16 protein-coding genes are annotated in these 20,706 nt (G+C 64.2%); 6 read left to right on the plus strand and 10 right to left on the minus strand.

Annotation, left to right across the window (positions count from 1 at the left end):
* Positions 1-73: 73 nt before the first annotated feature.
* Positions 74-3,085, minus strand: coding sequence for a bifunctional proline dehydrogenase/L-glutamate gamma-semialdehyde dehydrogenase PutA (gene putA / locus CQ13_RS35750; protein ID WP_057847450.1), 3,012 nt, complete (start codon positions 3,083-3,085; stop codon positions 74-76).
* Positions 3,086-3,331: 246 nt separating this feature from the next.
* Between putA and CQ13_RS35755 the strand changes: the two genes are divergently transcribed.
* Complete coding sequence (locus CQ13_RS35755; protein ID WP_057847451.1) at positions 3,332-3,991, plus strand: hypothetical protein; 660 nt, start codon at positions 3,332-3,334, stop codon at positions 3,989-3,991.
* A gap of 147 nt (positions 3,992-4,138) precedes the next feature.
* On the opposite strand, the gene CQ13_RS35760 is transcribed toward CQ13_RS35755, so the two are convergent.
* The gene (locus CQ13_RS35760; RefSeq protein ID WP_028351035.1) at positions 4,139-4,339 is read right to left on the minus strand and encodes a cold-shock protein; all 201 of its coding nucleotides are present in this window, start codon (positions 4,337-4,339) and stop codon (positions 4,139-4,141) included.
* A 384-nt stretch (positions 4,340-4,723) separates the two neighbouring features.
* The gene (locus CQ13_RS35765) at positions 4,724-6,454 is read right to left on the minus strand and encodes an adenylate/guanylate cyclase domain-containing protein (protein ID WP_057847489.1); all 1,731 of its coding nucleotides are present in this window, start codon (positions 6,452-6,454) and stop codon (positions 4,724-4,726) included.
* Positions 6,455-6,787: 333 nt separating this feature from the next.
* On the opposite strand from CQ13_RS35765, the gene CQ13_RS35770 reads away from it, so the two are divergent.
* The gene (locus CQ13_RS35770; protein WP_082637848.1) at positions 6,788-8,287 is read left to right on the plus strand and encodes a glycosyltransferase family 39 protein; all 1,500 of its coding nucleotides are present in this window, start codon (positions 6,788-6,790) and stop codon (positions 8,285-8,287) included.
* A 542-nt stretch (positions 8,288-8,829) separates the two neighbouring features.
* Positions 8,830-9,549, plus strand: a complete 720-nt coding sequence (locus CQ13_RS35775) for a hypothetical protein (protein WP_057847452.1) — start codon at positions 8,830-8,832, stop codon at positions 9,547-9,549.
* A gap of 199 nt (positions 9,550-9,748) precedes the next feature.
* Here CQ13_RS35775 and CQ13_RS35780 read toward each other — a convergent pair whose 3' ends face one another.
* Both CQ13_RS35780 and CQ13_RS35785 read right to left on the minus strand, forming a co-directional pair.
* Positions 9,749-10,780, minus strand: coding sequence for a YcjF family protein (locus CQ13_RS35780; protein ID WP_057847453.1), 1,032 nt, complete (start codon positions 10,778-10,780; stop codon positions 9,749-9,751).
* Positions 10,777-12,240: a YcjX family GTP-binding protein gene (locus tag CQ13_RS35785; RefSeq protein ID WP_057847454.1), complete on the minus strand. Its 1,464-nt coding sequence runs from the start codon at positions 12,238-12,240 to the stop codon at positions 10,777-10,779. Before CQ13_RS35785 ends, CQ13_RS35780 begins: the two co-directional genes overlap by 4 nt.
* A gap of 272 nt (positions 12,241-12,512) precedes the next feature.
* On the opposite strand from CQ13_RS35785, the gene trhA reads away from it, so the two are divergent.
* Together trhA and CQ13_RS35795 are read left to right on the plus strand one after the other, a co-directional pair.
* On the plus strand, positions 12,513-13,211 hold the full coding sequence (trhA, locus tag CQ13_RS35790) for a PAQR family membrane homeostasis protein TrhA (RefSeq protein ID WP_057847455.1): 699 nt from the start codon (positions 12,513-12,515) through the stop codon (positions 13,209-13,211).
* Between the two features lie 27 nt (positions 13,212-13,238).
* Positions 13,239-14,033 carry an SDR family oxidoreductase gene (locus tag CQ13_RS35795; protein WP_057847456.1) on the plus strand — a complete coding sequence of 265 codons (795 nt, stop codon included), beginning with the start codon at positions 13,239-13,241 and terminating at the stop codon, positions 14,031-14,033.
* A 46-nt stretch (positions 14,034-14,079) separates the two neighbouring features.
* Here the strand turns inward: CQ13_RS35795 and CQ13_RS43835 are convergent, their stop codons facing one another.
* The 5 genes from CQ13_RS43835 to CQ13_RS35820 all read right to left on the minus strand — a co-directional run bounded on the left by CQ13_RS43835 (position 14,080) and on the right by CQ13_RS35820 (position 19,578).
* A complete protein-coding gene (locus CQ13_RS43835) occupies positions 14,080-14,511 on the minus strand; it encodes a hypothetical protein (RefSeq protein ID WP_197427549.1) in 432 nt (143 codons plus the stop codon).
* A 159-nt stretch (positions 14,512-14,670) separates the two neighbouring features.
* The gene (gene mdlC / locus CQ13_RS35805) at positions 14,671-16,299 is read right to left on the minus strand and encodes a benzoylformate decarboxylase (protein ID WP_057847457.1); all 1,629 of its coding nucleotides are present in this window, start codon (positions 16,297-16,299) and stop codon (positions 14,671-14,673) included.
* A gap of 124 nt (positions 16,300-16,423) precedes the next feature.
* Positions 16,424-17,275 (minus strand): HTD2 family dehydratase, encoded by an 852-nt coding sequence (locus tag CQ13_RS35810; RefSeq protein WP_057847458.1) that lies wholly within the window; start codon positions 17,273-17,275, stop codon positions 16,424-16,426.
* Positions 17,272-18,402 carry a CaiB/BaiF CoA transferase family protein gene (locus tag CQ13_RS35815; protein WP_057847459.1) on the minus strand — a complete coding sequence of 377 codons (1,131 nt, stop codon included), beginning with the start codon at positions 18,400-18,402 and terminating at the stop codon, positions 17,272-17,274. Before CQ13_RS35815 ends, CQ13_RS35810 begins: the two co-directional genes overlap by 4 nt.
* Before the next feature lie 9 nt (positions 18,403-18,411).
* Positions 18,412-19,578 (minus strand): acyl-CoA dehydrogenase family protein, encoded by a 1,167-nt coding sequence (locus CQ13_RS35820; protein WP_057847460.1) that lies wholly within the window; start codon positions 19,576-19,578, stop codon positions 18,412-18,414.
* Positions 19,579-19,707: 129 nt separating this feature from the next.
* On the opposite strand from CQ13_RS35820, the gene CQ13_RS35825 reads away from it, so the two are divergent.
* Complete coding sequence (locus CQ13_RS35825) at positions 19,708-20,631, plus strand: LysR family transcriptional regulator (RefSeq protein ID WP_057847461.1); 924 nt, start codon at positions 19,708-19,710, stop codon at positions 20,629-20,631.
* The last annotated feature ends 75 nt before the right edge of the window (positions 20,632-20,706 follow it).

Consider the following 20,706-nt stretch of genomic DNA (forward strand, 5'->3'; position numbering starts at 1 on the left):
CGTGGGTCGGAATTACCGCCAGCGAAAGCTGGAATTCGGATGCCATTTGACCCATGTGGGGTGGGCGATGCAACTACTCGCCGCCAGACATCAGCGCTGCATTTCCGCCGGCAGCCGCCGTGTTGATGGTCACCGTCTGCTCGGTTGCAAAACGCGCCAGATAATGCGGCCCGCCGGCCTTGGGCCCGGTGCCGGATAGCCCGTGGCCGCCGAACGGCTGCACGCCGACGACGGCGCCGATCATGTTACGGTTGACATAGATGTTGCCGACCTGCAGGCGCTCGATCGTGTCTTCCACTGTATCGTCGATCCGGGAATGGATGCCGAGGGTGAGCCCATAGCCGGAGCGCTCGACCGATTGCAGCACCTCGTCAAATCGGTCGGCGCGATAGCGCACCACGTGCAGCACCGGGCCGAAGACTTCCTCCGTGAGCTGGCCAGCATCGGACAGTTCAAAAATATGCGGCGCGACGTAATTGCCTTGTGGTGCGTGACCCGCAAAGTGCACCCAGGCTTCTTTCTTCATCCTATCGATATGCGCGTCCAGCCGTTGCTTGGCCTCGGCATCGATCACCGGTCCGATATGCGTGGCCGGATCGCAGGGGTCGCCGATGACAAGTTCGCGCGCCGCGCCCGCGATCATCTCAATCACGCGGTCGGCGACGTCGTCCTGCAGGAACAGCAGACGCAGTGCCGAGCAGCGCTGGCCGGCGGAGCGGAAGGCCGAGGTCACGACGTCGTCGGCGACCTGTTCGGGCAGCGCGGTGGCATCGACGATCATCGCGTTGATGCCGCCGGTCTCGGCGATCAGCGGCACGATCGGCCCGTCCTTGGCGGCGAGCGCACGATTGATCGTGCGCGCGACCTCGGTTGAGCCGGTAAAGACGACACCGGCGATATCGGGATGCGCCACCAGCGCGCCGCCGATCCGGCCGTCGCCGGCCACCAGATGCAGCGCTGATGCCGGCACGCCGGCTTCGTGCAACAGCCTGATGGCTTCGGCCGCAATCAGCGGCGTCTGTTCGGCCGGCTTCGCAACGACCGCGTTGCCCGCCATCAATGCCGCCGTGACCTGTCCGAGGAAGATCGCGAGCGGAAAATTCCACGGCGAGATCGCGACGAAGACGCCGCGGCCGCGCAGATGGAGCATATTGCTCTCGCCGGTCGGCCCCGGCAGCGGCTTGCCTTCGCCAAACAGCTCGCGTCCCTGCGCCGCATAGTAGCGGCAGAAGTCCACGGCTTCGCGGACTTCCGATACCGAATCGTCCTGCGTCTTGCGGCCCTCCCGTTGCAGCAGTGCGATGAAATGCGCCGCGCGGGATTCCAACAGATCAGCGGCCGCTTTCAGCACCGCTGCGCGTGTCTTGGCCGGTGTTCTGCTCCAACTCGTGAAGCCGGCACGTGCGGCCGATACTGCTGCATTCGCCTCCATCTCCGTCGCGTCCGCAATGCTTCCGGACGCGGGCAGTCGTTCCGCGGCGATGGCCGAGACGAGTTTGCTCAACGCCGCTCGTTCACCGAATTCAATTCCGCGGGAGTTTTTTCGTTGCGGCCCAAAGAGGTCGCGCGGCAGCGGGATATTCGGATGTCTGGCATGGTCGGCGCTGCCGATGATATCAGCGGGGCGCCGCAGCAGTTGCGAGACCGGCACCGCCTCGTCGGCGGCGAGCGCGACAAAGGATGAGTTGGCGCCGTTCTCTAGTAGTCGCCGCACCAGATAGGCCAGGAGGTCGCGGTGGCTGCCGACCGGCGCATACGTGCGATGAGCGATATCGGGGCGGTCCTCGCCTAGCTTTGCGTAGAGAGCCTCGCCCATGCCGTGCAGGCGCTGGAATTCAAATCCGCTTTGCTCCGTTGCCAGTTCGAGGATGGTCGCGACCGTCAGTGCGTTGTGGGTGGCGAACTGCGGAAATATCCGCGGCCGCAGCGCCAGCAATTGTTTTGCGCAGGCAACGTAGTTCAGGTCCGTCATCGCCTTGCGGGTGAATACGGGATAGCCGTCGAGCCCGCGTTCCTGCGCGCGCTTGATCTCGGTATCCCAATAAGCGCCCTTGACCAGCCGCACCATCATTTTGCGGTCGAGGCCGCGTGCGAGACGATCGACGTGATCGATCACATCGGAAGCGCGCTTCTGATAGGCCTGGATCGCCAGCCCAAATCCGTCCCAGCCGGCAAGCGACGGATTGGCGAAGGCGGCCGCTATCACGTCGAGCGACAATTCCAGCCGGTCCGCTTCCTCGGCATCAACCGTGAAATTGAGATCATAGGCTTTGGCTTGCCTGGCGAGGTCGATCAGCCGCGGGACAAGTTCGTCCATCACCCGCGCTTGGCTCACCGCCTCGAAGCGGGGATGTAGTGCCGAGAGCTTGACTGAGATGCCGGGCCGGTCGGGCAGGGGACGGTCATCGGCCGTGCGGCCGATCGCCTCGATGGCACTGGCATAGGAAGTGAAGTAGCGCGCGGCGTCGTCGGCGGTGCGGGCGCCTTCGCCGAGCATGTCGAAGGAGTAGCGTTGGTGGCGCGCGGAATGCGGTTGCGCGCGCGACAGCGCCGCCTCGATGGTCTCGCCGAGCACGAAATGATTGCCCATCAGTCGCATCGCCTGCCGCGTTGCCGCCCGCACCGCGGGCGCGCCCAGCCGCTTGGTCAGCCGCCCGATGGTGCCCTGCGGGGTCTCGCCGGGCTGGATCACGCGGGCCGACATGCCGAGCGCCCACGCCGAGGCGTTGACTAGGAAGGCGCTCGACCTGGTTTCATGATGGATGAAGTCGCCCTGGCCGAGCTTGTCCTCGATGAACTGGTCGGCGGTGCGGGCGTCCGGGACCCGCAACAGCGCTTCCGCCAGCACCATCAGCGCAAGCCCCTCCTTGGTCGACAGCGCGAACTCGCGCAGCATGTCCTCGACCCCGCCGAGCGGATCGTCATTGGCCCTGATGGCCTTGATCAGCGCAGTTGCTGCGCGATCGATGCGCCGCTCCTGCGCCGCGTCCAGCCGCGCCGCCTGGAGCAGGCGGGTGGCCATCGCGCGGTCATCGGGCGCGTAGGGCGCGCTGAAGGGTGGAAGCGGCGACGGAGGAATCAGCATGGGATTTCTAGCATGGGATTTCTCCTGGCTTCGGCCAGTCTAACGGGACCGGGATGGGCGGAACAGGCCCGCAAGTCCCCTCAATTGCGCCTAGGGTGGCGGCGCCGGCGGAACCGACTGGCGCATGGAGAACACAGCGGCCGGAATTTCCGCGGCATGATCCACAGATCGCGGGCTTGCTGGTTGGCAGCGTGCAGGAGCCGCGCTAATCGTCAGGCACGCCGTCGCTTGGGAACAGCAGGGATCATGAGAGGCGCCGCTCCGCCGATACAGGGAAGCCGAACGCGGACCAGCTTCGCGGCCGCGTTTGGCGTGCTCCTCGCCGCGCTGTTTGCAGCGCTGCCGGCGAGAGCGGTCGAGATGAGTGCGGAGATCGCCAACCTATACAGCTCGGTTTCGATCTATCCGCCCTCAGCCAAATCCATGACCGTGTGCTACGGCTTCGTCTGCCGGCGCCGCGAGATCCTCGATTTCACGGCCGGCGACCGCAGCGCGTTGACGCAGATCATGCAAGCGGGCCGCGCCTCGGCTGCGGCCGAACGGGCGGCGGTGCAGAAGGCGGTGGTGTGGTTCGATCGCCGCATGGGGCCGATCATCGGCACCAACAAGCGCGTGGCGAAAGCGGACTTCCGCTACTTCGACGACAAGCACAATTACGATTGCTGGGACACCACGCGCAATACCACCAGCCTTTTGCTGGTGCTGCAGGAGTGGGGTCTGTTGAAGCATCACGCGATCGGCGATCCGCGCTATCGCGGCAATACGCTGGCATTGCAGACGCCGCACAACACCGCGGTGCTGGTCGATCGCGCCACCAAGGTCGAATGGGTCGTCGATCTCTGGCCGCGCGGCTACCTGCAGCCACCCGACGTGATGACGGTTCAGAAGTGGGTCACGGAAGATTGAGCGGCCGGTTTTTCGCGCAACGATCTAGCCACCGTGCGTGCAGAAGCGGTGCCCGCTCCGCCGAACGCTCACAGTTTTTGAGAAGTTTTTAAGCCCTACTCCCGGATTGGAGTCCGAGAGTGCGCCGTTGCCGATTGCGTGGTCGCGCTAAACTTTGAGATTCTCGGCCGAAGTCTTGCCGCGATTGGCGATCTCTTCGTACTCGACGGTCTGCCCTTCATTGAGCGTCGAAAGACCAGCTTTCTCAACTGCCGAAATATGAACGAACACGTCCTTGCCGCCGCTTGAGGGTTGGATGAACCCGTATCCCTTGGTCGGGTTGAACCACTTCACCGTACCTTTAGCCATTCACGTCGTCTCCGCGGAATCAAAAAAATAAACGAGCCGCCGGTCCCCGCACTAACCGGCATGCCCGAGGCATGAGGATACGCGGGTTGGGGCAGGCTGGGTAGCGTAAACGGGCCGGCCGTTTCGGCAAAAATGCCCCCATTTCCAGCCGATTCCAGCCGTTTTGAGGGTTTCCGGCCCATTTGACGCGGCCGGGCGACCGGCAACTCCAATTTTTTGGCGAGTGGATCGATCCGCTGCGTTGACGCCATTCTTCCGCCTGGAGGATGGCGGCGGCGAGCCTTCGGCATGGCCGCGCTGCGCTTGGGCATGGCCGCGCCGCGTTCGCCGAAACTTTTCTGAACGATTATTCATGCGCCTCGAACCACCATTGCCGGCGTGATTTCACGCGGCGGCGCTTTGCTCTTCGTTGGCCAGCGCCGGCAGCATCCGCGCATCTGTCACGCTGCGCACGATCATCGGCTCGTTGCGTCCGCGGATCTCGACTTCATGCTGCGGCAATGCATCGGCGGCGAGGCCAGCGGTAGCGCGAACTTCATCCGAGATGACGACTTCGCATGCAAGGCTCTTGGTCATGTCCTGCAGGCGCGCCGCGACGTTGACGGCGTCGCCGAGCGCGGTGAACACCATGTGATCGCGGTAACCGATATCGCCGACGATCACTTCGCCGCCGTTGATGCCGATGCCGAAGCGGATCGGTTCGCGCAAATCATGTTCGAGAAATTTATTCAATTCGTCGATGTTGGCGGCGATCATCGCCGCCGCGTGCAACGCCTGGCGGCAGGCTTCCTGCCGGCTGGTCGAAAGCCCAAACAGCGCCAGCATGCCGTCGCCGACGAACTGGTTCGGCATGCCGCCGCTCGCGAGCACCGCCTGCGACACCGCGCCGAGGAACCGATTGACGATGAAGACGGTGTCGAACGGCAGACGCTTTTCCGCAAGCTTGGTCGAGCCGCGCATGTCCACGAACAGGCTGACGAGATAGCGCTCCTGACCAATCCGCGTCGGGTGCGACTCGTGACCGTCGGCGGAGGTGTGCGGCAGGAAGAGTTGAAAGAATGAGAGATCGGATGGCGGCCGTAACTGACAGGCGAGGCGGATGGATGGATCCGCTGTGCCGACCCGGCTAAGCACGAACGCCTCGCGCTGCGACGGCTCTGGCAGCGCAGAGCAGTCGCCGATGATGCGGATGCGGCAGGTCGAGCAGCGGGCGCGGCCGCCGCAGACGCTGGCATGCGGCACGTTGTTGCGCAGGCTCGCCTCGAGCACGCTGAGGCCCTTGGGAACGCGCACCGTTCGGCCGTTGCCGTAGGACAGGCTGATCATGCCGCGGCGGCGCTCGTTGATGGCGCGCACGCCTCTCGCCACCAGCGCAATGCCGATCAGGCCGAAATAGCCGAACAGGAAATAATCGGTGATGCGTTCGAGCGCTTGCGCCTCGGCTTGCGTGCCGATCTGGCGCTGCGACTGGGTTTCCGCCCGCCATTCGACGCTGTCATTGTCAATCACCATGCGCCCGCTCTGATAGAAGCCGAGCATGGAAAGCGTCGGAATAAGTACCGCCGCGGCGAGCAGGAACGGCGCGGCGCGCTTGTAGAACGCCCGCATCCGCAGCCACAGATACAGCCCGATGCAGCCATGCACCCAGGCGATGGTCATGACCGCGAGCATCATCCAGATCCGCCACGGCGCCCAGATCCAATACAGGAACAGCACCTGCGGATAGAGTTTTTCATGGCCATAAAGCGTCTGGCCGAGTCGGACGCCGACGATATGGGCGATGATCAGCATCGGCACGCTGAGGCCGAGCGCAAGCTGCAGCGGCTCGATCGCCTTCCAGCGGAATTGCCGGCGTTCATACAGCGCCCAGATTCCGAGCGCGGTGTGCACCAGGCATGCCGCGTAGAACAGGATCGTGACCGGCAGGAACTGCCAGAACGACATGTGGAGATAGACGCCGGTCGCCAGCGCCTCGAGCGAGATGTTACCGAGCGCGTGGTTGAGGAAATGGCTGACCAGATAGGCGAACAGGATCACGCCGGTGCCTAGGCGGACCTGCCGCAGGCTGATGCCGCGAAGGAAGGTCGTGATCTGGTCTCGGGAGAGGGCGGCCATGCGATCCATAGGGTCAATATTGGGCGATGGTAGCGATTAATTCACACGGTGAATACCATCTCCCGTCGTCCCTGCGAGCGGAGAGACGTATACTCCGCGGCCTCTCAGTGGCGCTGTGGCACATGCCGTTTTCCTTACCGTCGGCTGGTGGTTATGGGTCCCTGCGTTCACAGGGATCAACTTTTTCCCGTTGCGGCAGGTTGACACTCCAGGGGTGGTCGAAGAGAAAGCGCCGTGACCGTAGCCCCGCCCAATAACAGCCAAGCCAAACCGGACCGTTCTGCCACGCCGCCGTGGCTTGCCGTGGCGCTGCTGATCGCCGCGTTGACGGCGATGCGCCTCGTCTATGCTGGTGTGCTCGATCTGCGTACCGACGAGGCCTATTACTGGACCTGGTCGAAGGAGCGCGCGCTCGCTTTTCTCGATCATCCGCCCGGCATCGCCTGGCTGATCCAATTCGGCACCGCGATCTTCGGCGACACCAATCTCGGTGTGCGGTTCGGGGGCATCGTCGCCATGCTGGTCACGCAGCTCCTGCTCGCCGACATCGTCCGGCGCGTGACGCATGATGTTCGCGCCGTGATCTTCGCCGTGCTGCTGCCGGAAGCAGCGCTGTATTACGGGCTGCTGATGGCGAAGGTCGCGCCCGACACCGCGATGATCCCGTTTGCGGTCGCGATGCTGTGGGCGCTGGTGCGGCTCAACGAGAGCGGCAACCCGCGCTGGTGGCTTGCCGCGGGTCTGTTCGCAGGGTTGGCGCTGCTGTCGAAATTCACCGCGATCATGCTGCTGCCGGCGGTTGTGGCGTTCGTGCTGGTGCCGGACTGGCGCCGCCGCTGGCTGCTTACCCAGTATCCATGGCGGGCGGCGCTGATCGCAGCGATCGTGTTTTCGCCGGTACTGATCTGGAATGCGCAGCACGACTGGGCCTCGTTCCGTTTCCAGTTCGTGCGCGCGGTCGCGACCCATCAATTGTCGCTCCGCACCGTCGGTGAATTCATCGGCCTGCAGTTCGGTCTCGTCGGCTTCGTGCTGCTGCCGGTGGTGCTGTCCGGCGTCACGCTGACGGCCTGGCGCGGCTACCGTACGCGCGAGCCGGTCGCGATCCTGCTGTCGACCGCCGTGCTGGTGCCTTTCCTCTATTTCCTCTGGAAGTCGCTGACGCTCCGCGTTGGCGACACCTGGCCGATGTTCCTGTGGCCCGCCGGCTTTGCCGCGACCGCCATCAACCTCGTCATGCTGCCGCGCGAGGGTTTTTCGGAATGGATGGTCAAATCGACGTTCCGGTGGGCGAGGGTGGCCGTCATCTCCGGCATCGCCTTCGTCGTCGGCGTGTTCTTCTATTACGTCGCGGCGCCCTGGAATCTTATCGGCAGGACCGATCCCATCGGTGGTGAGGCCGGCTATGAGCAGGTCGCGGCGCGCGCGCGGGACCAGTTGCAGAAGACCGGCGCGACCTGGATCGCCACGTCGGACTATCGCACCTATGCAATGCTGCGCTGGCATTTTAAAGGGCAGGTGCCGGTCATCCAGATCAACGAGCGCGGACGGTTTCAAGGCTTTCGCGATCCCGGCATGAACCTGATCAAGGATCATCCCGGCCTCTACGTCGCCCGCGAGCCCGACCATCGGCTGCCGCTATGGGATCTCACCACGGCGAAGCGGCAGCCACTGGAGCGGGTCGAGCGCACCTGGCGCGGGATGGTGATGGATACCTACGCGCTGGAAAAACTCACCGGCTGGACGCCCGAACTTTCCCCACCGCCGGATTCGCCGCTGTTCCGCTGGCGCGTGCTGGCGGGGGATTTGGGGCGTGATGCTCGTCTTTCGTGAAATCGTCCTCCGCAAAGGCGGCGGATCGAGTGCGCTGCGACTTTTCCACGTCATTGCGAGCGAAGCGAAGCAATCCATGTCTCGGCGTGCGGCGCTATGGATTGCTTCGCTTCGCTCGCAATGACGGGCGGACATAGCCTCGCCTTCTCGCGGCGCATTTCGCCCGAGGTGTGCATCTTCTTTTCCCGCCCTCTCATTCAGAGGGCGCAGGGAAGACCGGGTGCTGGGATGCTGCTTTCGCAGGGACGACGATGAAGGTGGGCCAACAGGCGACCTACCGGCAAGGAAACGTTTTGAGCGGATGTAAACTGGTTCACATACCGCAAAGCGTCACTGCAATATTCTTCGCGTCGGTTCCGCAGCCGCTTTGAAGCAGCGTGCTGTTCTCAACATAGTCGTTCGAGAACTCAGATGCAGTGAGACCGAAACGCTTCGCTTTTGCATAACAAGCTTGCCCCGCTGCGAACCACTTCGCGCGGACGATACTGAAGGAATTGTTAGATTGCATTGCCGCGCATAATAGCATGCGCAGGTAGGTCGCTATGGACCGAACTGCTGCCAGGGAAAGCGGTTACCACGCCACACAAAGAGGTGGCATCCTCATTATTGCTATGCTTTGCACCGCGTGCATCGTCCTGTTCGCGAGCGAAGCCAGTGCTCGATGTACGGCGCGAGGCGTCCTGCAGAACCGCTTGACGCTCAAGCCAGCTCCCTCAGTTAAAACTCCGCCAGTTCTAGTCAAATCCGCCTTCGCCGTTCCTGTGTGGAGAACGATCACAATAGGGACGTTCGCAAATTCGTTTGCCCTCCTTAACGCATTGGATGCAGCAGGCTGTGGCATCGGAGGCTTGGCTGGGGAAATTCTCGTTCGACCGGCCTTTACCGTCGGCACTACGAAAACAAACGTGGAGCTTTTTGCGGTGTCGGCGGCCGAGCTCGGCTTTCAGACCGATACTGCACCGCTGGCAGACATTTATGCGCGCGCTCAGCAATTAGGTTTCGGACTTGCGGCGGCAGAGGTCGCTCCGCAGCTAAGGCTCCAATATTTTGACCAGCCGATGGGGGAGTTTGTCATCGGGATGGAGCCGATCAAAACGTGGACGGGCGAGCCTGTCATTCTAACCGTGGCTAATGGCGGAGCGGGATTAGTCCTCATCGGCCGAGATGGTAGCGCCGACGCAGAAATACCTGTGGCGTCCCGCTTTTTGTTCGTGCGATCCAATGAAGCTGCGTTGGCGAAGGCGGTTCATGGGAGTCAATGAGGCCGCAGCGGTCGCCACCACTCAGTTCCCGAAACCGAACGCGTCCGGGCGAATAGTTTCTAGCTCGGGGCGTCAAATACCAAAGTGTGCAACCGAGCGCCAGCCGACATAGCAAAACGCAAGCGTGCCCACCATCACTTGCACCGAACGCCGGAATGGTGGGCACGGCGCTAGTCGCGCCTTCGCCTATCCTACGAGCTCATGCCTCATCGTCGCGCTTGCTCAGCAAATCCTTGGCGAGATCGGAGAGCGCGGGTCGCGGCAGCGCGGTGAACGGCAAGGGGCGCGTGACGTCGATGGCGGCAAGGCCGAGCCTTGCCGTGAGCAGGCCGTTGAGCACGCCCTCGCCGAGCCGTTGCGAGAGTTTTGCCGCGATACCGTGGCCGAGCATCTGCTGCACCAGGCTGTCGCCGACGGCCATGCCGCCGGTGATGGCGAGATGACCGATGATTTGGCGCAAGAGGCTGATCATGCCGAGCGTGCCGGGGCGGCCGCCATAGAGCCGCGCCAGTTGCCGGATCAAGCGCATCGCGGCGACCAACACGAACAGCACGTCGATCAGCGCGCGTGGGCTTACCGCGGTCACGACCGAGACGCGCTGCGCAGCCGTCGAGACCAGCCGGCGCGCCTCCTCATCCAGCGGCGCCATCAGTTCGCGCTCGGCCAGCTTGATCATGTCGGCGCCGTCGATGATGTCGTTGGCGTGGCCTGCCAGCGTGGCGCGGGCGCGGGCGAGTTGCGGGTTTTGATGCGCGAGCTTGAGCAGTTCGTTGACGACGGCACGGCTCTCGGCGCGGTCGTCGCTGCGCAGCACCTCGGCGGCGCGCTGATGCAGCTTTTCGATCGCCGCCAGCCGCGCCAGCCCGAACGCTTCGCGCGCGATGACGACGGTCAGCGCCAGTCCGGCCGCCACCGCAAATGCCAGCGCGACGTAGCCCACTGTCTGGCTGCGCGCGAACAGGTCCTCGATCAGGTTGATGACGCCGAGCCCTGTGCCGAGCAGCACCAGCCCGCCGATAGCCGACCAGAACAGCGCGCCCCAGCGAAAGCCGCGGCGCACCGGGACCCTCGGTGCATCGAGCGGAACGGGCAGCAGCGCCGGATCCGCCTCCGGTGTGATCTGCACCGTGCCGCGGGCAGGGCGGCCGGTCTCGTCCGGGTCTATCACGATGACGCCGGGATCGCCGAGCTTGAACGTCGCCGGCCGCCGATGCGGCGTTTTCTCGCTCATTGCAGTCGGTCTCCGATCAGGAACTGAAGGGCGCGGTCGAGGCGGATGTGAGGCAGCGCGGGCTCGTCCTTGCCAGTGCGCTCCAGCAGCGGCGGCCGGAAGCGCAGGAAGCGGAAATCGGCGCCGTCGGACGGCATGCTGGAAAGGCCGCGAAAGCCGCCCTTGAACAGTTCTTCGGGATCGGCGGGGAGATCACCCGGAAAGGTCGCCACTTCGGTCTCGCCATCGAAGGCTTCACCATTGGCGGTCTCGCCGGGCGCGGGCGTGCCGAGGATCGACGGCAGCTTCTCCCGGCCGCGCGTAACCATTGCCTCGCGCGTGGCGCGTACCGCTGATAGCGCGACCACGTCGATGGCGGCGCCGGCATATTCGGCGCGGTTGGCTGCCTTGGCGGCGGCCCGCCGTAGCACGGCTTCGAGCCGGTCGTGGCTGGAATGGTGCAGATGATCGGCCTTGGTGGCGGCAAACAGAATCCGGTCGATCCGCGGACGAAACAAGCTGCTGAGGATCGTGCTGCGACCGATCCGGAAGCAATCGAGAATGCCGGCAAGCGCGGCTTCGAGATCGTGCAGCGCCTCGGGCCCGGCATTGAAGGCCGCGAGCGCATCGACCAGCACGATCTGGCGGTCGAGCCGCGCAAAATGATCGCGGAAGAACGGGCGCACCACGACGTCCTTGTAGGCTTCATAGCGCCGCCGCATCATCGCCCACAGCGAACCGTCGGGCGCGGCGCCATCAATGGCCACGTCGAGCGGGGCGAAGGTTAGCGCCGGCGATCCTGCGAGGTTGCCCGGCATCAGGAAACGTCCGGGCGGCAGCAGGCTCATGGCAAAACGTTCGTCGCGGCAGGCGCGCAAATAATCGGTGAAAAGTTTTGCGGCGGCGAGCGTCGCCTGTTCGTTCTCGCGGCTCTGGGGTTGAAGCGTCTTCAGATGCTCGTGCCAGGGGGCGGCGAGTGTTGCGCGCGGGCCTTCGCGCGACAGCGCAAGACTCTCGGCCGACCATTGCTCAAAACTCCTGTTGAGCAGCGGCAGGTCAAGCAGCCATTCGCCGGGGTAATCGACGATGTCGATGGTGAGCGTGCGGTCCGCGCCGCTCTGCCGCTGGTAATCGATGACGAGGCGCAATTCAGAGATGTCAGTGGTCGAGTTCGGCCAGCGCCGTTCCTCGATCAGGGTGCGGACATGGTTTTCATAATCGAAGCGCGGCACCGCGTCGTCCGGCTGCGGCTCGAGCCGGGCGCCTGCGATCCGGCCCGAGGCGTAGGGTTCGAACACCGGAAACCGGCCGCCGCGGGTCAGGCCGTGGATCAGCGCCGTGATGAACACGGTCTTGCCGGCGCGCGACAGGCCGGTGACGCCGAGCCGCACGGTGGGATTGAAAAAGCTGTCGCCGTAGTCCAGCAGCGCCCGCGCCGACAGGCGCGCTTCCTCGACGATATCTGAAAAACTGGGGGCCATACGGGGCGGAAAGCTCGAGAGAGGCGTTGGTGTGGAATTACCGGAGAAGTGGCGATTGGCGGGCCGAAATCAAGCGCCTGTGATCGTCTGGCGAGGGAATCCCCTCGGGATATCCGGCGGTTACCGGCTGCACGAAAATGCCACGGCGATGGGATACTGGCATCATTCGCGAAAGCGCATGACGACGGCCTTGGGGCTGGCGGCGTGAACGGTTCGTTGACCCCGGAAGACCGATATCCTAATCGCTCCCTCGCTACTTACTGCGGACCTGCATGACCATCTTCAGACTCAAACAGATCGCCTCGACATCCATCCATGCAGCGGCTGGCGCCATGCACTGGAATTACGACCGTGCCGAGCTGATCGCCGACGGCGTCGTGCATATCGTCGGCGTCTGTTTCGGGCTCATCGCCGCCACCGCCCTGATCGTGCTGACCGCCGTCTATGCCGGTGCGTTCGAGATTACCGTGGTATCGGTCTACGTCGCGGGCCTGCTCGCGATGCTGACACTGTCGGCGGTCTATAATCTCTGGCCGGTGTCGCGCGCCAAATGGGTGCTGCGGCGCTTCGATCATTCGGCGATCTATCTCTTGATCGCCGCGACCTATACCCCGTTCATCGTGGAGCTCAGGGACAGCTATCTCGCGATCGCGCTGTTGACCGGAGTGTGGTGCATCGCGATTGCCGGTGTCGTGCTGAAACTGGCGCTGCCGGGGCGATACGATCGTTTAGCGGTCGGCCTTTATCTCGCCTTGGGCTGGAGCGGCGTCATGCTTTACGACGCCGTGGTGAAGGCGGTACCGCCGCTGGCGCTGGGCTTTTTGGTGGCGGGCGGCGTGCTCTATAGCCTTGGGGTGATCTTCCATGCCTGGCAACGGTTGCGCTTCCAGAACGCGATCTGGCACGGCTTCGTGTTGCTCGGCGCCGCCTGCCATTATACGGCTATTCTCGATATGGTGGTCCTGACGTAGGATCATAACAAACGGGAGAGAGCGGCCATGCAGGTGACGGGCAAAGTCGTGGTTGTCACCGGTGGCGCCAATGGCATCGGCAAGGCGATGTGCGAGGCCTTTCATCGTGAAGGCGCCGCCAAGGTCGTTGTTGCCGATATCGATCCCGATGGCGCGCGAGCCGTCGCCACTCCGATCAGTGGGGCGGCCTTCAAATGCGATGTCGGAAAAGAGAAGGACGTCCTTCACGTCATCGAGGAGACCGAGCATCAATTCGGCCCGATTGCGTTGTTCTGCTCCAATGCCGGCATCGGCGGCGGCTTCGATCCACTATCGGTCAATGCCGGCGGAAACTCCGACGAACCGTGGCAGCGAAGCTGGGCCGTTCATGTGATGGCCCATGTCTATGCGGCGCGGCATTTGATCCCCCGCATGAAGGCGCGCGGCGGCGGCTATTTCCTCAACACGATCTCGGCGGCGGGACTATTGTCGCAGGTCGGCAGCCCGGCCTATTCGACCACCAAGCATGCCGCAGTCGGCTTTGCCGAGAATCTCGCGATCTCGCACAAGGCCGACAACATCAAGGTTTCGATCCTGTGCCCGCAGGGCGTCGACACCAACATGCTGCGTTCGATTCCGAAGGGCCCGCAATCGGGCGACGGCGATCTCTCGCCGGAGCAGGTAGCGCAGGACGTGCTGAAGGGGCTGGAAGAGGAAACCTTTGTGATCCTGCCGCACCCGCAGGTGCTCGGCTACATGCGCAAAAAGACCGAGAACTACGACCGCTGGATATCAGGGATGGCGAAGATCCAGGCGAAGATGCGGGAAGCTTACGGGAAATAGCGTAGCGAGAAGGGCGGCCGTCCGGCCGCCTTTCCCGATTACGTCGCTACTGGCACCTGTGCATCCGGCCATCGTCCAGGCGGACCATTGTGCCGGGCTGGCAGATTATGCCGTTGCGCGCCGCGTAGTCCTGGCTCCATACGCCCGGGCCGCCGTAATAGCCGTAGGGACTGCCACCGCCGTAATAGGCGTTGGGACCGTTGCCGCCGTAGTAGGCATAGGGGCCGCCGCCGTAGTAGGCGGCAGTCGCTCCGGCTGCAGCAGCACCGGCGCCCACGGCAGCCGCGCCGGCCGCAGCCCGCCGCGCCTGCCGCCGGGTAACGCCCGGCTCCGGGGTCAATGGATCACCCACCTGCGCTTGCGCGCGCTCGATAGATAGCGAAGCGCCCCTTTGTTCGCTCCAATCAAACGAGAGCATGGTCGCACATGTAAAGACGGAGATCGCGAGGGCAGCTTTTCTGAGGCTTGGCTGTTTCATGGCGTTCACTCCATGGTTGCCCCATACCTAATTCTCGCGCGAACGTAGAGCAACGTCAAGTAATGCCGCGTACGGAACTCGCGGGCGAATTGTCGAGCCTTTGAGTGAAATGAGGTCTCATGAGCCCCCCGCAAGCGGGAGAGGGAACTCAGCGCCGCCTCACCCCTTCTGCGCGTAGAGCAGCGGCACCGCCGAATCCACCATCACCTCGATCAGGCCGACGCCGTCACAAGAGAGCCCGTGCTTGAGCGCGCCCGCGAGTTCGGATGATTTCGTCACCCGCACGGCGTGGCAGCCCATGCCTTCCGCGAGTTTCACGAAATCGATGCCGGGCAGCTCGAGCCCCGGCACATTGCGCACCTGCATGACCTGGCTGAACGAGCGCATCGCGCCGTAGCCGGCGTTGTTGATGACCACGACGGTGAGCGGCAGCCTGCGCTGCGCCGCGGTCCACAGCGCCTGGATCGAATACATCGCCGAGCCGTCGCCGATCAGGCAGACGGTACGGACGCCGGGGCGTCCGAGCGCGATGCCGACGGCGGCAGGCAGGCTGTAGCCGAGCCCGCCGCTCGCCATGGTGTAAAAACTATCCTGGCCGCGCATCGGCATGAACTTTTGCATCGTTGGGCGGTGCGAGGGCGCTTCCTCCACCAGTGCTGCATTGTCGGGCATGGCTTGCGAGAGCTGATGCAGCAGGAATTCGACCGGAAGCGGATCGGCCGCCGCTGGCGCTGGCGGCAGCACGCGGCCCGCCGGCATCGCGCGCGCGGTTTCGGGCAAGAGGTCGAGCAACATCGAAAGCGCCGGCTTCATGGTCGCGATGATGCTGGCGCCTGACGGCGTGACCGCGGCGGCATCCGGATCGTCGGTGATCTGGAAGATCGTGGTGGCGCCGTCGAAGATCGGGGCATGGCCCTCGACATGGAAGGTGAACACCGGTGCACCGATCACGACCACGAGGTCATGCTCGCGCAGCGCGTCCGATAGCTGTCCCGGCGAGGCGTGCAGGAAGCCCGCAAACTGCGGATGGCCTTCCGGGAACGAGCAGCGCGCCGAGAACGGGCTAACCCAGACGGCGGCCTTTGCCTTCTCCGCCACCGTCACCATCAGATCGACGGCCCCGGCGCGGTCGACGGCCGGGCCGACGACGAGGGCGGGGCGCTTGCTGGCTGCGAGCGCTGTGACCAGCGCTCTCATCGCTTGGGGATCGGGGCCGAGCTCGCGGCTGACGTGGCGGGCCTCGACCGGCTGCGTGGGGCGCGTCCAGTCGTCGATCGGGATCGAGACGAAGGTCGGTCCGCAGGGCGGCTGCATCGCGACGTAATAGGCGCGCGCGATCGCGGCCGGCACATCTTCGGCGCGGGCCGGCTCGACGCTGTATTTGACATAGGGGCGCGGGAATTCGGAGGCGCGCTCGGCATAGAGGAAAGCCTGCAGCGGCAGGATCGAGCGCGCCTGCTGGCCTGCAGTGATGACCAGCGGGGTCTGGTTGCGGTGGGCGGTGTAGATATTGCCGAGCGCATTGCCGACGCCGGCGCCGGAATGCAAATTGACGAAGCCGGCATTGCGGGTCGCCTGCGCATAACCATCGGCCATGCCGACGACGGAAGCCTCCTGCAGGCCGAGCACGTAGTCGATGTCGTCCGGCCAGTCGCTGAGGAAGGGCAGTTCGGTGGAGCCGGGATTGCCGAACACGCGCTTGATGCCGAACGCGCGCAGCAGGCTGAAGGTGGCGTCCTTGACGGTGACAGCGGCGATGGCGGGTTTGGATGGTTTGCGGGACGACATTGGGACTCCGAGAGCTAACAGCTTACTCCGTCATTGCGAGGAGCAAAGCGACGAAGCAATCCATCTATCCCCGCGTTGAGGCTTGGATTGCTTCGCTTCGCTCGCAATGACGGTCAAATGTATATCACCACGTCGCCGTGCCCTTCATCGTCGGCTGTCCCTCCGCATTCGCGATCCAAAGCTCCATGCCGGCGTGGGTTTCATTGGCGTTGATCGAGAACTCACTGCCTTCGAACAGCGGCTGCACGCCGCGATAGATCAACTTCTTCGGGACGCTGTCGCCGTGAAGTTTTGCCGCGAATTCGACGATCAGCGCTGCCTGCAAGGGGCCGTGGAAGATCAGGCCCGGATAGCCCTCGACTTTGGTGACGTAGTCGCGATCGTAATGAATGCGGTGGCCGTTGAAGGTCAGCGCCGAGTAGCGAAACAGCAGCACGGGATCGCTGACATGGGTTTCGCGATGCCGTGCGACCGGCGGCGGAGCGGCTTTCGGCGGCGAAGCCGGGGCAGCGCTCTTGATGTCGCGATAGACGATGTCCTGCCGTTCGCGGATGGCAACCCCGCGCGGCGTCGTGATGGTGTGTTCGACGGAAACGAAGCACAGCACGCCCGTCGAGCCGGTCTTCGTCGTCACATCTGAGATGCGCGATGTGCGCGTCGATTCATCGCCGACGCGCAACGGTTGGAGGAATTCGATTTCGCCGCCGGCCCACATCCGGCGCGGCAGCGGCACCGGCGGCAGGAAGCCACCGCGGGTCGGGTGGCCGTCGGGACCGAGCTGCGACATCGGAAACACCGGCTGCGCCAGGCACCAATGCGTGGTCCACGGCGCGGCATCACCGGGCTGCGGGTCGCCGATGTCCTGGAACAGGGTTGCGCGCAGGCCCTTCACGAGTTGCGCGGTGACGATGTCGGAGGCTTCCGTGCTGCGGCCGATCCATTGGCGCAAATGATCGAGGTTGAGAGCGTCTGTCATGACTGGCGGCTCCTGACACGGGGAGCTTTGGGAAGTTCGGCATGGTCGCCGATGGCGGGCACCGCGCCATAGTGCCGTTCCTCGCCGACGAAGATCGCGGCGGGGGCAGCGTAACTCACCTTGCCGTTCGGCGTGTCGACCTCGATGCGGCGCAGATGCGGATGCACCGAGAGATCGGCCATGCTGTTGACCTCGGCGAAGGCGATGTCGGCGTCGTCGAGGCGCTTCAGGAGTTCGGCGCGCATCATCGCGGCAAAACTGTCGGCGACGACTTTATCGGTGAGCTGGCGGTTGCGCACGCGCTCGACCATGTTGGCAAAGCGCGGATCATTGGGCAGGTCGGGCTGATCGAGCACCTCGGCGCAGAGCTTCTTCCACTCGCGCTCGCTCTGGATCGAAATCAGAATGCCCTTGCCGTCCCTGGAATTGAACACGCCATAGGGCGCGATCGAGGGGTGGGCCAGCGCCATCCGCTTCGGCGGATTGCCGGCTTCCGAATTGATCAGCGGCACCGCCATCCAGTCCGCCATCACGTCGAACATCGATATCCGGATATCGGCACCCCGGCCCGTGCGTCCCCGCGCAATCAGCGCCTCGAGGATCGCGGCATGCGCGGTGGCGCCGGTCGCGATATCGACGACGGAGATGCCGACGCGCGACGGGCCCTCGGGGCCGCCGGTGATCGAGGCAAGTCCGCTCTCGGCCTGGATCAGCAGATCATAGGCCTTGCGGTCCGCGTAGGGGCCTTCGTCGCCATAGCCGGAGATGGTGCAGCAGATCAGCGCGGGATAATCCTTCTTCAGACGATCCAGCGAGAAGCCGAGCTTGTCCATCGAGCCCGGCTTGAGGTTCTGCAGCAGCACGTCGGCGCTTGCGATCAGCTCTTCGAGTTCAGCGCGGCCCTCTTCGGTGGCGAGGTCGATCACTTGCGAATTCTTGCCGCGGTTGAGCCAGACGAAATAGCTGCTCTGGCCCTTGGCGGCGGCGTCATAACCGCGAGCGAAATCGCCTTCGGGGCGTTCGACCTTGACGACATGCGCGCCGGCGTCCGCAAGCCTGGAGCTGCAGAACGGGGCTGCAACCGCCTGTTCGACGGAGACGACGATCAATCCTTCCAATGGCAGCATCTGACGTTCTCAGTAGGAGCGGGGCAGGCCGAGCACGTGCTCGGCGACGTAGGACAGGATCAGATTGGTCGAGATCGGCGCGACTTGATAGAGCCGCGTTTCGCGGAACTTGCGCTCGACGTCGTATTCTTCCGCAAAGCCGAACCCGCCATGGGTCTGCACGCAGGCGTTCGCCGCCTCCCACGACGCATCCGCCGCCAGCATCTTGGCCATGTTGGCTTCCGCGCCGCAATCGAGCCCGGCCTCGTATTTGCGGGTGGCTTCCTTCACCATCAGCTCCGCCGCACGCATCGCGGCGTAGGCCTTTGCAATCGGAAACTGGATGCCTTGGTTCTGGCCGATCGGACGGCCGAACACGGCGCGCTCCTTGGCATAGGCGGTGGCTTTTGCAATGAACCATTTGGCGTCGCCGATGCATTCGGCTGCAATGAGAATGCGCTCGGCGTTCATGCCGGAGAGGATGTAGCGAAAGCCCTTGCCCTCGTCGCCGATCAGGTTTTCCGCCGGCACCCGCATGTCCGTGAAGAACACTTCGGTCGTGGCGTGGTTCATCATGGTGCGGATCGGGCGGATTTCGAGGCCCTTGCCCTTGACCTCGCGCATGTCGACGATGAACACCGAAAGCCCGTCGGTGCGCTTCTTGGCCTGCTCCTTCGGTGTGGTGCGCGCGAGCAGGATCATCAGGTCGGAATGCTCGGCGCGGCTGGTCCAGATCTTCTGGCCGTTGACGATGTAGTGGTCGCCGTCGTGCCTGGCGACGGTCTTCAGCGAGGAGGTGTCGGTGCCGCTGGTCGGCTCGGTAACGCCGAACGCCTGCAGCCGCAATTTGCCGCTGGCGATCCCGGGCAGGTACTTCGCCTTCTGCGCGTCGTTGCCGTGCCGCAGCACGGTGCCCATCGTGTACATCTGGGCGTGGCAGCCGCCGCCGTTGCAGCCAGCACGCTGGATCTCTTCCAGGATCGCGGCTGCGGCCGACAGCTTCAGCCCGGAGCCGCCATATTCCTCGGGGACCAGCACCGAGAGGTACCCGGCCTCGGTGAGCGCATCGACGAACTCCTTCGGATACGCCATCTGGCGGTCGAGCTTGCGCCAGTATTCGCCGGGGAACTGGGCGCAGAGCTTTGCGACGGCGTCGCGGATGTCGTGGAATTCGTCTTGTTGTTCTTGTGCGGTCATTGGGTTTTCTGGCGATGGATGCGGGTTGATGTCAATTGCTTTAAGGATGCGGGCCGTTGTGAAACGACGGCAGGGCACCTATGCTGAATTGTTATAGCGTATGAACCTGCCTTCGAAGATTGGCAAGTAATGGATATCAGGCAGCTCAGGACCTTCAGCTGCGTGGCGGAACTCGGCAGCCTCAGCAAGGCCTCCGATACGCTGCGGGTGGCGCAGCCGGCGCTGAGCCGCCAGATCAAGCTGCTCGAGCATGAACTGCGGGCCGAGCTGTTCACGCGGAACGGCCGCGGCATGGTGCTGACGGACGCCGGCCGGCTGCTGCTGGCGCGCACCGCCGGCATCGTCCGGCAGATCGACCAGGTGCGCGATGAGATCCAGTCCGCCGGGGGCCCGCCCTCGGGCCGGGTGGTGCTTGGGCTGGTGCCGACAGTGAGCTACGTGATTTCGGCGCGGCTCGCCCGGCGCACCGTCGACAAATATCCGGGCATCTCGCTCTGCATCGTTGAGAGTTACAGCGGCCATCTGACCGAATGGCTGCACCGCGGCGAGATGGACCTGGCGCTGATCTACGGGCCGTCGAGCGACCTGCATCTTTCCGTGCAAAGCCTCGGCCGCGATCCCATTGTCGCCGTCGGACCGCGCGGCAGCGGGCTGTCGCAGAAGAAGCAGGTCGATATCGGCTGGCTGCTGAAACAGCGCCTCGTGCTGCCCAGTCATTCGCACGGGCTCCGGGCGCTGATCGAGCAGGCGGCGGCGAAAAAGAAAATCAAGCTCGACGTCAAGCTGGAGGCCGATTCCTTCCGCGTGCTGACCAGCCTTGTCGAGGAAGGGCTGGGGTACACGCTGCTGCCGCCGTCCTCGGTGCGCCAGGAAGTCACCAGCGGCCGGCTGGAAACAGCGGCGATATCAAAACCGTCGCCGATGCGCGAACTGACCCTTGCGTCTCCCATCGATCATCCCGGCTCGACTGCGATTGCGCTCGTGAGCGAGCTGCTCCGCGACGAACTGATCGCCTGCCACGAAGCGGGCCTCTGGGACATCAAGCTCGCCTGAGCCGATGTGCGGGCCTCAAGGCTTGGCTTAGAACAAAACGGCCGGGTGCGGCATTCTCATCTGGCTACTTCTGTC

The sequence above is a fragment of the Bradyrhizobium retamae genome, from assembly GCF_001440415.1.
Classification (GTDB): Bacteria; Pseudomonadota; Alphaproteobacteria; order Rhizobiales; family Xanthobacteraceae; genus Bradyrhizobium; species Bradyrhizobium retamae.